This is a genomic window from Chryseobacterium sp. 22543, from assembly GCF_052044565.1.
In the GTDB taxonomy this organism is placed as follows: domain Bacteria; phylum Bacteroidota; class Bacteroidia; order Flavobacteriales; family Weeksellaceae; genus Chryseobacterium.
Genome location: NZ_JBQENH010000001.1, coordinates 850876 through 863819 on the forward strand (window position 1 = coordinate 850876; position 12944 = coordinate 863819).

Genomic DNA, 12944 nt, shown 5'->3' on the forward strand with positions numbered 1-12944 from the left:
GTGTGCTGAAGCCCGCTCCTATTGATAAAAAAACATATAATAATTTATTCTTCAATTGTTCTGAAGGTCAGGTTGACTCTGGGAGATTTCACTTTTGTAGTAGGTGGAAGCCTGTGAAGCCAATTATCCTGAGTAGTTCCTTTCATAATGAGCAGACTTCCGTTTTCCAGAAATATTTCGGTCTTTTCTTTGGTCTTTTTATGTTTGAATAAAAATTTCCTTTCTGCTCCAAAGGTCAGAGAAGCAATTGCTCCATGTTTTTTCAGATCTGTTTCACCATCACTGTGGTAAGCCATTCCCTCGCTTCCGTCATGATATAAATTGAGCAGGCATGAATTGTAAGTCTCATCCGAAACTTCTTCACATTTCTTTTTTAATTCTAATAATTCCGGAGTCCAGAACTTTGCATATTTTGTTCTTTTCGAATAGGTATATTCAAAAGGCTTTTCTCCGAACCAGGCAACTTTTCTTTTAGTCAGAATCAATTTACCGAAGATGACTGCCTCATCATTTTCCCATGGAATCTGATTGAGGAGATAATCATAATAAAAATCCGATTGTTCTTTAGAAAAAACCTTTCCGTAATAATGAACGGTTCCGTCATGTGGAAGTATATTGAGAGGATAGTCTGATATTTCTTCGAACAGGCTCATCATAGTTTTTATAATTTAAATGTATTTATGATTTTTTATAGCTAAACACAAATGGCTCAAATATTTTTCACAAATGGCACTATAGATTTTGCATCAATAGAAACGGACTAAAGTCCGTTTAATCAGAAATAAAAATCCATTGGCTTTAGCCAAAATTAACCTTTTTCAACCGCAAAAGTCACAAAGAATTTTACACTTAAGTATTTTTAAGAATAATCCCTGCATATGAAAGTACACTTAAGCTTTTGAAAATATAAAATTTTCATTTTGTGAACTTTAAGACAGTTAATTTTAACTTAATCCTTTATAAAGTCTTTTATGCCTTTTGTGGTAAAAATATGTTACGAGTACATCTGTGAACCTTCCCAACCTACGATCAACTGCTTCCTTTCACTTCCCCAGCGATATCCGCCAAGATTACCGGTAGACTGAATAACACGGTGACACGGAATAAGAAATGCGACAGGATTACTTCCAATAGCAGTCCCTACCGCTCTGGAAGCTTTTGGATTTCCTATTTTTTCAGCCAGGCTGCCATACGTTGACAGTTTTCCCATCGGAATAGTCAACAGGCTCTCCCATACTTTAAGTTGAAAATCGGTTCCTTTTAAATGTAATTTTATAGTATTGAGTTTGGTCCAGTCTTTATCGAATATGGACAGTGCGTTCTTTTGAAGAGCGTCTTGCTGCTCAGTAAAAGAAGCATTGGGGAACTTTTGTTTCAGCTCCCCGAATGCTTTTTCTTTATCGTCTTCAAAAGCCATATAGCAGATTCCTTTTTCTGTAGAAGCTACTATTATATTTCCGAAAGGACTTTCAGAAAAACTGTAATGAATACTAAGGCTTTTTCCACCATTTTTATATTCTGCCGGAGACATACCTTCTACCTTTACAAACAGGTCATGAAGCCTGCTGGTACTGGAAAATCCTGTCTCATAAGCGGTATCAAACAAACTTGCTCTTTCTTCCTTCAATAGGTTTTTGGCATGTTCAAGACTGATGAACTGCAAAAACTTTTTCGGACTTGTTCCTGCCCAATCTGTAAAGATCTTCTGAAAATGGGCGGGGCTCAAGTGAATATTCTCTGCCACTTCCTCCAAACTTGGCTGAAGCCTGAAATTGCTCTGGATATATTCTATCGCTTTAGCAATTCTGTTATAATCTATCTGACTTTGTGTGGACATCGTATTGTTATTTTACCTCACAAATTTCCAAAGAATATACGGCAGAAAAAATCCGATTCTTGTGGAATATTAGTTGTTGTTATAAATATTGTAATAAGCAAGCATTTTGTAATATAGCTTCGCCGATAAGAAAGCGGTTGGCTTAGCCATTGGAGAATCCATTAATTCCACAATATCAAATGCCACTACGTTACATTTTTCAAATACTTTTCTCAATAACTCCAGTGTTGGATACCATTGTAATCCACCTGGTTCAGGAGTTCCTGTAGAAGGAGCAATAGAAGGATCAAAAGCATCTAAATCAATTGTGATATAAACGTTTCCTGATACTTGTTCCAATACATCATTGATCCAGTTTTCGTTGTTCGCGATTTCGTGAGCAAAGAATACTCTTCCTTCCGGTAAATATTCAACTTCTTCAACATCCATAGAACGGATTCCCACCTGTACTAAGTTATGCTTCTGATTTGCTTCAAAAACAGCACAAGCGTGATTGGAAGTAGAACCGTGGAATTCAGGACGTAAATCTGTATGAGCATCAAACTGAAGAACAGTAAGATTGTCATATTTCTCTCCTACTGCACGGATAGAACCGATAGAAACAGAGTGCTCCCCACCAAAAAGAGTAAATAACTTACCGTCATTGTTCAAAAGTTCTTTTGTTTTCTGGTAAACAGCTTCTGTCATTGCTTCCGGACTGGAGTTTTCAGAAATTTCTCCTGCCAGGTATACTCCCTGAAGATAAGGTTCTGTTTGGGTTTCAATATCATAAAGCTCCATGTTTTCAGAAGCATCTAAGAATAATTCAGGGCCTTTATCAGCTCCTTTTCCCCATGTTGAAGTTCCATCATAAGGAACAGTTACCAACATTACTTTCGAATTCTCTAGCGTTGCGTTTTCCTCGGGAATTCCTGCGTATGTTTTCATATATAATTATTAATTAAAAAATTAAATGATTGAAAAATTAAAAGATTCCACAAAGATACAAAATAGTACCTGAGTTATAAATAATGAACGGTTTGTTATGAATTTTTAACCTTCCTTTCTATTTTTAAATTTTTAAACCTTTCAATGTTTAAATTTTAAAGTTATTTTTGCACAAAACTTTTAATATGTCTTTAAAAGCTGTTCTTTTCGATATGGATGGAGTAATTGTAGATACAGAACCATTACATAGAAAAGCTTATTTCAAAACGTTTGATGAATTGGAAATTGCGGTTTCCGAAGAATTGTATACCTCTTTTACCGGAGCATCAACCAAAAGAGTTTCTGAAACCCTGATCAATGAATTTAATTTAAATCAGACTTATGAATCCATTGCAGGAATCAAAAGATCTCATTTCAAAGATTATTTTTATAATGATGATGAATTTGATTTAATTCCGGGGGTAAAAAACCTAATTGAACATTATCATGAAAATGGAATAAAACTTATTCTGGCTTCTTCGGCTACCATGGTAACGATCAATATGGTTTTTGAAAAATTCGGATTGGAAAAATATTTCAGTGGAAAGATCAGCGGTGCCGATTTAAAAGAATCAAAACCTCATCCTGAAGTTTTTTTACTGGCTGCAGAAATGGCAGGCGAACCTGTTGAAAACTGTATGGTCATTGAGGATTCCACCAACGGGATTCTTGCCGCACATCGGGCTAAAATTTTCTGTGCGGCTTACAGAAGTCCACATTCTAAAAATCAGGATTATACATTGGCAGACACTGTAGTTACTGATTATGAGGAACTCGAACTTGATAAAATCTCTACTTATTTCTAAATAAAAAAGCTCTCAGATTCTGAGAGCTTTTGTTTTGTATATGTTTTGTCATCTGAACGAAGTGAAGATCCTTAACTTTCCTTAATTCTTAATAAAAAACTTAATGGTTAAATTTTAAAATATTAAGATATATTGAGTGATTAAGATTATTAAGATGAGATTACTTCGTCACATTCGTTCCTCGCAATGACAGATTAAGGTTTTATTTATAACCAAGAATCTTCAATATATCTTCCGGTTCCTGTTTTTCGCGGAAAATTTCATAGTGCAATTCACCGTTTTCATCCTTTTGGATCAGGACGTGTCTCGGCTGAGGCATCAGACAGTGGTGTACTCCACCGTATCCTCCGATTGTTTCCTGATACGCTCCTGTATGGAAGAATCCGATATACAATGGCTTAGTATCACTGAAAACCGGTAAATAAATTGCGTTGGTATGCTGTTCAGAGTTATAATAATCATCTGAGTCACATGTAAGCCCTCCTAAAAATACCCTTTCATAAGAATCTTCCCAACGGTTTAGCGGAAGCATGATAAAGTGTCTTGAAATCGCCCAAGTATCAGGAAGAGTGGTCATGAAAGAAGAGTCAATCATATTCCATTTTTCTCTGTCATTCTGACGCTTCTGAGAAATAATCTTATATAGATTCGCTCCACTTTCCCCTACAGTAAAACTTCCGAATTCAGTATAAATATTAGGTTCTTCCACTCCTTCTTCTTCACAGAATTTTTTAATCTGAGAAACGATCTCTTCTACCATATACTGATAGTCATAATCAAAGTTCAAAGAAGTTTTTATTGGGAAACCACCTCCGATATTCAATGAATTTACTTCCGGAGCGATTTTTTTCAAACGTGCATATACACGAAGACATTTATACAATTCATTCCAGTAGTAAGAAGTGTCTTTGATCCCGGTATTGATGAAGAAGTGAAGCATTTTCAATCTTGCATTCGGGTGTTCGGCAATCTTCTGGCTGTAATAAGGAATAATATCTTTATATCCGATTCCTAATCTTGAGGTATAGAATTCGAACTTCGGTTCTTCCTCTGATGCGATTCTGATTCCGATATTAAAGGTAGAATCGATACTTTCCGTAAGTTTATCCAATTCTCTGTAATTATCAAGAATCGGAGTAATATTTTCAAAACCATTGTTGATCATATCTGAAATATTTGTCAGATAATCATCAGTTTTGAAACCATTACAGATTACTTCAATGTTTTTATCTACTTTCCCTTTTTCGTAAAGAGACTTCACAATATCCATGTCATAAGCAGAAGATGTTTCTATCGAAATATCATTCTTCAAGGCTTCTTCCAATACGAAATTGAAATGACTGGATTTTGTGCAATAGCAGTAGGTATAATTCTTTTTATATCCGGTTTTTTCAAAAGCTTCTTTAAACCAGCTTTTGGCCTTCTGAATATTTTGAGAAATTCTCGGCAGATAGCTAATCTTTAGCGGAGTGCCAAATTGTTCAACTACATCCATCAATGGAACGTCGTGAAACAACAAATTGTTCTCAGATACATTAAATTCCTCTGTAGGAAAATATAATGTCTGATCAATAAGTTCCGAGTACTTTATTTTCATTTCTAAACAAGTGAATTAAGAAATGCAAAATTGCTAAAAAAGTTTGATTTTCGGGTGTTAAAATTATTATAATTTTAAATAAAGACCCAATATCATATCCTGCAAAAATTTATCTCTGATAATCAATAGGTAAACTTTTGAATATATTCTGTTCTTTTGGCATCTGAAATCCCTAATACCTGCTGAATATAGACATCTATGGAGCCATACTTTTTATCAATCTCCCCAAAAGCAGCATCAAGGTATCTTTTTTCTACCCAGCTCAGATTTTCAAGCACCTGCAAATCCATCTTCGGATAGATGAAATGTAAGCGATTGGCAAGGCGAAGTCTCTTCTCAACCATCTCTTTCCTGTAGTTGTTGGATAGAAGATATTCATTATAAATAGTCTCTTTATCAAACCTCAGAATCGTTAAGATGAGTGCTGTTGTAATTCCTGTTCTATCTTTTCCTGCAGTACAGTGGTACAAAACCGGATCTTCAGATTCCAGGATCTCAGTGATGATTTTCTTTATGGTCTCAGGATTTTCCGTAACATATTCACGATAGAAATCTATCATTCTCTTATCTGCATCTGAAGCATTCACCTTGCCTTTCAGAACCAGTTTTCTTGCCTGAGCCAGCTGATCTCCTTCATCTTCAAACGCTGAATATTTTTTGTAAACGATTCCTGAAGGCAGCCAATCAGGTTTCTCGGCAATTTCCTTTGAATTTCTAAGATCAATAATCTCTTTGATTCCCAATTTTTCAAAATCATCAAAAGATTTCTTTTTAAGCTTATGAAGATGGGCACTTCGGTAGAACTTTCCTTCTTTTAAGGTTCTTCCATCTACATTTTTAATATTTCCGACAGTTCGGAAGTTCGTTACCTTCTTTATATGAATCACTTTTTCAGTCTCCTTTTTTCCATATTCGGGTGTTTCAAAATGCTGTGTTCTGCATGAGAAAATACTGCATAATGAAATGGTGAGAACTGATATTTTGATTAATTTATTCAATAGTTTTTAATACGTTTTGGCTAAAGCCAGTTGATTTATATATTTTTTATTAAATGGGCTAAAGCCCATTTCTATTGGTAGAATAACTACTCGATAAAGATCTTTTTAATAGATCGTGGGATATTCTATTTCGCTGATTCCTACAAATAACAGGACATCTCCTGATTCATATTCTACGGAAACCTCATCTTCAACGGCAAAGTTTCGGGTTCCTATTCTTGAAGTAATGCTTAAAGTTTCATTCGTCAAAGACCAGTTAAGTCCTTTCGTTGTAATATTATTCACTGATGGAAATGGATAGAGAGAAATCATTCTATTTTTCGCTCCTTTCAATTTAAAATGATTTGGAATAAAGTAATATTCTGAAAACTCATCATAAAATTTAATTTCCATCTGATCTTTGAATGCATAAGCAACGGTAAGGTTTCCAAGAAAATGATCCTGCTCACCTCCACTTCCTCCAAAAACATCAATCTCTGAAAAGCCTTTTTCCAAAATGATTTCTAAAGCTTTGTGAAAATCTGTTTTATCCTGATCCAATGTAAGGATAAATTTTTCCTGATACATATCTTCATCTGATCCGGAATGGGAATCAAAATCACCAGATATAAAATCCAACCTGTCCATTGGGAAACCCATTCTTTTTAAATAGTGAAAAGCACCGTCTGTACAAGCAATCAAGTCATAATGATCAAGATCAGGGAAAGATTGGGGAGCATCTCCGTTGATGAAAAGTAGTGCTTTATCTCTCATTCGGATTCCAGTATTCTTCCGGTTCGTTGTTCAGTTTTGAAACATATCTTGCCAACACAAAAAGATAATCTGAAAGTCTGTTTAAATATTTAATCAATTCAGGACGTATTTCTTCTGATTCATTCAAAAATACCAATGAGCGCTCTGCTCTTCTGCAGATGGTTCTTGCAGCATGTAAAAAAGTGGCAGGCTTTCCACCTCCTGGAAGGATAAAGTATTGAAGCGGCTCCAGTTTATCTTCAAAAGCATCCATCCATTGTTCCAGTTCTTCAATTTCTGTGTCTGAAATAATGATCGGAAGGCGTGATTTTCCGTTGGCCAGCATCAGTTTATCTACTGGTGTAGCAGCCTCGGAACCTACGGTAAACAAATCAAACTGTATTTTTTTCAGTTGTCTCAATACTTCTTCATCTTCGATATGACTTTTTGCAATCCCAATGAATGAATTCAGCTCGTCTATATTTCCATAACTGTCTACTCTGGCACTGGCTTTAGAAACTCTTGTTCCGCCATATAATGCCGTCTGACCTTTATCTCCTGTTTTCGTATAAATTTTCATAGTACTAAAATACCCTTTTTTGTAGAATGTAAAAAGCAAAATATAGTAATAACTTCCTATTCTGCGTGAAAAAACAATTAGCTGACATTATGAATGAATGCCAGCTAATTGTTTATGTGGGTTTTATATTTTTTGAGATTGCTTCGCCTTTGTTAAGCCTAACAATACCAATTCCTTTGTTTATAGATTAAAAAGTATAATTAACATTGAGCTGAAAAGTTGTTCCGTTAAATCCAAACTGATTCACCTCCCAAGGGTATTTGAACCTTCCTCCAAGATCTGTAACTATATCTCCTTTGCTGTCTATAACATCCGGATAAATATTAAACAAATTATTTACAACTCCGGAAACTTTAAGGTCTTTCGTTATTTTATATGTTAAAACGATGTCTGTAACTACTTTACCAGAAAATGTCTGATCTTTGGCAGGATCAGTTGCGTGCTGCCATGTAACAGAACCAAAATAAGTATTATTAAGGTTAAAGTTAAACTTTGAAATATCATAAGAAAGACTAAGAATAGTTTTTGTTTTGGGTCTTGCAGAAGTAATTCTGGATTGTTCTTTTCTATCAAAAAAGTTTTCTGAGTAACCATTTTCAGCCAAAATAGGCGGAACGGCAATATTATCTACTATTTTAGTTTCGTTATAATTGAAAGCAGCAATAACTCCCAATCTTCCTTTGCCTATAGCAGAAGTATAATAATTTGCGACGAAATCTACCCCTTGAGTAACTGTATTTACCGCATTGGTGAAAAACTTCAAAGAGGTTATTTTATTATTGTCTAATATTACCTCCACTGGGTTTGTTATATCCGGACTACCCGGAGCACCGGTTTTATAACCAATATCTCCTGAGAAAAGTACCCGGTCTTTAATTTTTATTCTATAATAATCTGCTGTAATAGTAAGGTTTTTAAACGGTTTTACGGCAAATCCCCCAGTAATGTTAAAAGCTTTTTCAGCATTTAATCTGGCTACACCAAGATCAGATCTTACAATTTGAGAGTCATTATTAAAAGTACCCTGATTAGCTACAGTATTCCCTGTAATTTTGGTTTGAACATTGGAATAATAAATCTGGTGTAATGAAGGTGCTCGAAATCCTGTAGAAACAGACCCTCGGAACACCAATTTATCATCCAACAACTTATATCTTGCATTTCCTTTCCAGGAAACATTATTTCCAAAATCACTGAAGTTTTCATATCTCACAGTTCCTCCAACTAACAGGTTTTTCGTAATATCCCATTCAGCATTCAGATACGCCCCAATATTCTGACGGTTTTTATTGACTTCATTTTGAGGCTGCAGTCCTGGAAATGATTCTGCACCACTTCCTATATAAGATGCTTCCTCACCTGCCTTCGCCTGATAGTTTTCATTACGCACTTCTGCTCCAGCTCCTAAAACAAGCGCACCAAAATCCCGGTTGATGTCTATGTTTCCTATAATATTACTAAACTGATGACCTCCTGCTCTAAAACGGGTTGGTGAATTGGCTCCCAAAGATGTATTAATGGTATTTGCTACAGCATAATCTACGGCATTAGAGCCAAAGGTTGCACTCCCATCAAAATTCCATTTTCCAAACATGCCTTTCCACCCGGAGGTTAAATTATAATCGTAAACATCTGTTTTAAATTGCGGTTGAAATCCATTGTAAGGTTGTCCTTGTGGAGTTAATAAACCAAAATCTGAAGCTACCCAATAGGGAGTTCTGTACAAAGCAAAACTGGTCCCATTTCTGTAAGTTGTACCCCCAAAAGCATAAAATTTGCCTGTTTCACCTGTTGGCAACTCAAAATTGACAAACATATTGCCCACTTTTGTTTCCGGCTGCCCTATAATCATTCCCAGACCAGGATTAGCTTGCGTCCAGGCATTATCTACACCAAAAAGGTCATCTTTTGTAACAGTACCTGCACGGTTGGTTTTATTTTGGGAAGAATATCCGAATGTAAGATTCAGACTTCCATTTTTGGCAACTCTGATTCCTGTATTAAAATCTGCTCCGATATTAAAGCCATCACCTTCTGATGTAATACCTGAAAAAAGATTGACTGTACTTTTTCCAACGCTGTTCTTAAGGATAATATTGATTACTCCTGCAATAGCATCAGAACCATATTGTGCAGATGCACCATCCCTCAATACCTCTACATTTTGTAAGGCTGCTGAAGGAATACTTTTAAGATCTGTACCTACTTCACCTTTTCCCGGTGTATCATTTACATAAATTAAAGCACTTTGATTTTTTCTTTTACCATTTACCAAAACCAATGTTCTGGAAGGTCCTAATCCTCTTAAATCCGCCGGATCAAAATGAGCCGTTGCATCAGAAACGGTTTGCTGTGACGAATTAAAAGATGGAACAGCATAGGTTAAAGCTTTATCAAAAGTAATTTGCCCTGTGGATTTTAATTGTACAGCAGAAATATTATCAATAGGAATTGCTGAGGTAATGATGGTTCTGGGCTTAGTTCTACCCGTTGTAACCACAACTTCATCTATTTTATTTTGTTTTATGCTGTCCTGAGCATATCCCATTGCACCAGCTCCACTTAATACCAGTGCACAAATTTTCTTATTAAACAATTCCTTTTTCATATCAATTGACAATTATTTAATAAATCTAGTGAAAATATTAATATTAAATACAAAAATAAATCATATGATATGAATAATACTCCATAACCTCACAAATAGTAATTATTTATAAAAACAATAATAAACTTACAAACATCAGTAATTTATTAATAATATGAAAAGAAATGCAGTAGTAATTTCCTAATTCTGTCTGAAAAAGTGATTAACTTACACCGGGGAATAAATATGATTTCATTCTTTCTTATAAGTGGTTTTCGTAGCTTGAGATTACTTCACCTATTGACTGCATATAAAAAATGGCCGTTAAAACGGCCATATCCAAATTATTTATTTACCTCTACGTATTGTATGATGGTCTGATTTTTTGGGTTGTAGATAATTGTACTACTGTTGGGAAACCTTTTCAATTTATAATATTGAATGTTTTTATCGGATTTTATATCTTCCAGAATACTTGTATCAAGGGTATTATCAGGAAGAAATTTTGATAAAAGACTTATTTTATCAATGATGTTTTGTCCATCAATCTTACGGGCTGTCTTTTCTGATTTGCTTTCATCAGAAGTAGGCTGGCCTTCTAAAAACGGGAGCAATGCGGCAATGTCTGCTTTGTATTTAAAAATGTAACCTTCAGATCTTCCCGGGATTTTAATTTTTTTCCCTTTTTCTTCAGAAACTATAGAAGCTCCCGTACTAGGAAAAACGGTATTAAACTTAACATCTTCGGAATTGGTTATCGTATTTATTGATTCATTGATTGTTTTCTTCACTGTTTCTTCTACAGCCTGCTGTGCCTTTTGCTGCACAGTTTCTGTTGATTTTTGAACCGTCTGGTCAATTTTTTCCTCAATCTTATTGCATGATACTAATAAAAATGCGGTGACAACAGGCAAAATATACTTCTTCATAATTCTAATAGCGATTTTTGTTATTAATATCCTTCCTTCTAACGGAAAAGTAGGTCCGGATATTTTAGCAAAGAAAAAAATATTTTTTCAATATCAAAAACCCTACTGACAAACTGTTGTCATAACCCTGTCTTACCTTTGTATCAACAACAAACAAAAACAAAACATTATGACAACTACAGCAACAGCCACTAAACAATTCATGACTTCTGAACAGTTATTAAACGACTGGCAAGGACATAGAAATCTAACGAGAAGAGTTATTGAATCTTTTCCTGAAAAAGAACTATTCGAATTTTCTGTAGGTGGAATGAGACCGTTTGCAAAACTGGCAGTAGAGCTGATTGGCATTGGCGGACCTGCTTTAAAAGGAATTGTTGAAGGAAGCATGGAAGCATACAACGAGGAAGCCTTTAATCCGAAAACAAAAGAAGAAATTTTAAAGAAGTGGGATGAAGAAACAGAAGTAATCAACCATTATTTTAATATGATTTCTGAAGAGCGTTTCCAAGAAACTTTCAATTTATTTGGAGAATATGAATTCCCTGTATATCAGAACATTCTTTATTTTGTAGACAATGAAGTTCACCACCGCGGACAAGGATATGTTTATCTGAGAGCTTTGGGAATTGAACCACCTTTCTTCTGGGAAAGATTTTAATTTTAATAAAAGTAAAGAGGTAAAATTGCAAAAAGGCGGAAATCCTGAGAATACATCTGCAATGTCATTTAATTAGTGATTTTCCTCCATCTCAACAACTTATATCATTTTTTGCAACAAAACAAATTTAGCTTTTTTGCGATTTTGCTCTTGGCTTATTAACCATTTCATTTATTTGCCTCAATTAAGTCTTTAAACCTCAACAATTACTCTGTTGAGGTTTTATTGGTGTCTTTCTGTCATTTTTACAAGCAGCTCATTCAATCTGGTGCGAAGACTTTCCGGTTCCAGAACGGTAGCATAGTCTGCAAAAGTAACGAGCCAGCGGGGAAATCCGTCACTGATCCATTCTGTTTCAAAAGTGAGTTCTACCCCCTGTTCAGTTTCCACTTCTTCTGTCAGTCCATAATATTTTTTGGAATTCACCAGATGAGACATTATCTTTTTGTCAACCAAAAGTTTGGCTCTGACTTTATTTCCGTTTGATTTTTTCCGGTAATCATTTACCTGCCCATATTCCTGCAAAAAGGGATTCAAGGTTTTTGAAATTTCTAAAATCCTGTCTATCCGAAACTGTCTGAAATCTTTTCTCAAAGTACAGAATGCCATGATGTACCAAAAATTAAACTCAAAGAACATCCCGACAGTTTCAATTGTTCTGTTGTCTACCCTACCATCTACCGTCTGATATCTTATATTCAATTGGGTTTTGTCTGCGATGCTTTCTAAAATAATTGGAATCACATTTTTAAGAGAATCTCCGGAATCGGTATGAAAACTAAAAACATCAATCTGTTTTTCAATATTCTGAATGAGGTTTTTATCAGAATTCCGCAATACTGACCGCACCTTTTCCATGGCTGCCTGATAATGGCTTCCCAAACTTTGGTGGGAAAATTTCTGCATCAGCTTTTCGGCGGTTATAAAACTTAAGACCTCTTCTTTGGTAAACATAATGGGAGGAAGTTTGTATCCGTCCATCAAAGAATAGCCGTTTCCTGCTTCACCTACAATAGGAATACCTGCATTTTCCAGGGTTTTTACATCACGGTAAATGGTTCTGATACTTACATCGAACTTTTCAGCCAGATCCTGCGCCCGAACTACAGGTTTAGACTGTAATTGGGTAAGGATAGCGGTTACCCGATCGAGTTTTTTAAGATAGTGATCATTCATTATGTAACAAAGCTAAAATTCTTTTTCGAGGTATGTCTTATAAATGGGACTGCTTTTTTTATTAATTTTATTTTT

General features: G+C 35.1%; 12 protein-coding genes. 2 read left to right on the top strand and 10 right to left on the bottom strand.

Translation table 11 applies throughout. The features are described 5' to 3' along the window. Window positions 1–44: 44 nt before the first annotated feature. From ACTJIP_RS03710 to speB, 3 genes are all read right to left on the bottom strand, one after another. Window positions 45–653, bottom strand: coding sequence for an alpha-ketoglutarate-dependent dioxygenase AlkB family protein (locus ACTJIP_RS03710; protein WP_077419272.1), 609 nt, complete (start codon window positions 651–653; stop codon window positions 45–47). Between the two features lie 341 nt (window positions 654–994). Continuing rightward, complete coding sequence (locus ACTJIP_RS03715) at window positions 995–1837, bottom strand: bifunctional helix-turn-helix domain-containing protein/methylated-DNA--[protein]-cysteine S-methyltransferase (protein WP_180564418.1); 843 nt, start codon at window positions 1835–1837, stop codon at window positions 995–997. A gap of 69 nt (window positions 1838–1906) precedes the next feature. Continuing rightward, the gene (speB, locus tag ACTJIP_RS03720; RefSeq protein ID WP_180564419.1) at window positions 1907–2764 is read right to left on the bottom strand and encodes an agmatinase; all 858 of its coding nucleotides are present in this window, start codon (window positions 2762–2764) and stop codon (window positions 1907–1909) included. 185 nt (window positions 2765–2949) lie between these two features. Here speB and ACTJIP_RS03725 point away from each other — a divergent pair, with 185 nt between their 5' ends. Beyond that, the gene (locus tag ACTJIP_RS03725) at window positions 2950–3609 is read left to right on the top strand and encodes an HAD family hydrolase (RefSeq protein WP_077419269.1); all 660 of its coding nucleotides are present in this window, start codon (window positions 2950–2952) and stop codon (window positions 3607–3609) included. Window positions 3610–3811: 202 nt separating this feature from the next. Here the strand turns inward: ACTJIP_RS03725 and ACTJIP_RS03730 are convergent, their stop codons facing one another. The 6 genes from ACTJIP_RS03730 to ACTJIP_RS03755 all read right to left on the bottom strand — a co-directional run bounded on the left by ACTJIP_RS03730 (window position 3812) and on the right by ACTJIP_RS03755 (window position 11032). After that, the gene (locus tag ACTJIP_RS03730) at window positions 3812–5206 is read right to left on the bottom strand and encodes an arginine decarboxylase (RefSeq protein WP_077419268.1); all 1395 of its coding nucleotides are present in this window, start codon (window positions 5204–5206) and stop codon (window positions 3812–3814) included. A 122-nt stretch (window positions 5207–5328) separates the two neighbouring features. Further along, the gene (locus ACTJIP_RS03735; RefSeq protein ID WP_077419267.1) at window positions 5329–6204 is read right to left on the bottom strand and encodes a tyrosine-protein phosphatase; all 876 of its coding nucleotides are present in this window, start codon (window positions 6202–6204) and stop codon (window positions 5329–5331) included. Between the two features lie 105 nt (window positions 6205–6309). Then, entirely contained in the window at window positions 6310–6957 is a 648-nt protein-coding gene (locus tag ACTJIP_RS03740; RefSeq protein ID WP_077419266.1) for a thiamine diphosphokinase, read from the bottom strand. After that, complete coding sequence (locus ACTJIP_RS03745) at window positions 6947–7516, bottom strand: cob(I)yrinic acid a,c-diamide adenosyltransferase (RefSeq protein ID WP_077419265.1); 570 nt, start codon at window positions 7514–7516, stop codon at window positions 6947–6949. The genes ACTJIP_RS03740 and ACTJIP_RS03745 overlap by 11 nt, the downstream gene beginning before the upstream one ends. A gap of 187 nt (window positions 7517–7703) precedes the next feature. Then, window positions 7704–10124 (bottom strand): TonB-dependent receptor plug domain-containing protein, encoded by a 2421-nt coding sequence (locus tag ACTJIP_RS03750; RefSeq protein WP_440704133.1) that lies wholly within the window; start codon window positions 10122–10124, stop codon window positions 7704–7706. 323 nt (window positions 10125–10447) lie between these two features. Continuing rightward, a complete protein-coding gene (locus ACTJIP_RS03755; RefSeq protein ID WP_440704134.1) occupies window positions 10448–11032 on the bottom strand; it encodes a hypothetical protein in 585 nt (194 codons plus the stop codon). Window positions 11033–11201: 169 nt separating this feature from the next. Here ACTJIP_RS03755 and ACTJIP_RS03760 point away from each other — a divergent pair, with 169 nt between their 5' ends. Next, window positions 11202–11693 carry a DinB family protein gene (locus ACTJIP_RS03760; protein ID WP_047387000.1) on the top strand — a complete coding sequence of 164 codons (492 nt, stop codon included), beginning with the start codon at window positions 11202–11204 and terminating at the stop codon, window positions 11691–11693. 222 nt (window positions 11694–11915) lie between these two features. On the opposite strand, the gene ACTJIP_RS03765 is transcribed toward ACTJIP_RS03760, so the two are convergent. Next, window positions 11916–12869 carry a helix-turn-helix transcriptional regulator gene (locus tag ACTJIP_RS03765; RefSeq protein WP_219073151.1) on the bottom strand — a complete coding sequence of 318 codons (954 nt, stop codon included), beginning with the start codon at window positions 12867–12869 and terminating at the stop codon, window positions 11916–11918. Window positions 12870–12944: the final 75 nt, after the last annotated feature.

Excerpts from the sequence above, each read along its gene's own strand:
- ACTJIP_RS03710 (WP_077419272.1), bottom strand. The coding sequence starts at position 653 with ATGAGCCTGTTCGAAGAAATATCAGACTATCCTCTCAATATACTTCCA.
- ACTJIP_RS03715 (WP_180564418.1), bottom strand. The coding sequence starts at position 1,837 with ATGTCCACACAAAGTCAGATAGATTATAACAGAATTGCTAAAGCGATA.
- speB (WP_180564419.1), bottom strand. The coding sequence starts at position 2,764 with ATGAAAACATACGCAGGAATTCCCGAGGAAAACGCAACGCTAGAGAAT.
- ACTJIP_RS03725 (WP_077419269.1), top strand. The coding sequence starts at position 2,950 with ATGTCTTTAAAAGCTGTTCTTTTCGATATGGATGGAGTAATTGTAGAT.
- ACTJIP_RS03730 (WP_077419268.1), bottom strand. The coding sequence starts at position 5,206 with ATGAAAATAAAGTACTCGGAACTTATTGATCAGACATTATATTTTCCT.
- ACTJIP_RS03740 (WP_077419266.1), bottom strand. The coding sequence starts at position 6,957 with ATGAGAGATAAAGCACTACTTTTCATCAACGGAGATGCTCCCCAATCT.
- ACTJIP_RS03745 (WP_077419265.1), bottom strand. The coding sequence starts at position 7,516 with ATGAAAATTTATACGAAAACAGGAGATAAAGGTCAGACGGCATTATAT.
- ACTJIP_RS03750 (WP_440704133.1), bottom strand. The coding sequence starts at position 10,124 with ATGAAAAAGGAATTGTTTAATAAGAAAATTTGTGCACTGGTATTAAGT.
- ACTJIP_RS03755 (WP_440704134.1), bottom strand. The coding sequence starts at position 11,032 with ATGAAGAAGTATATTTTGCCTGTTGTCACCGCATTTTTATTAGTATCA.
- ACTJIP_RS03760 (WP_047387000.1), top strand. The coding sequence starts at position 11,202 with ATGACAACTACAGCAACAGCCACTAAACAATTCATGACTTCTGAACAG.
- ACTJIP_RS03765 (WP_219073151.1), bottom strand. The coding sequence starts at position 12,869 with ATGAATGATCACTATCTTAAAAAACTCGATCGGGTAACCGCTATCCTT.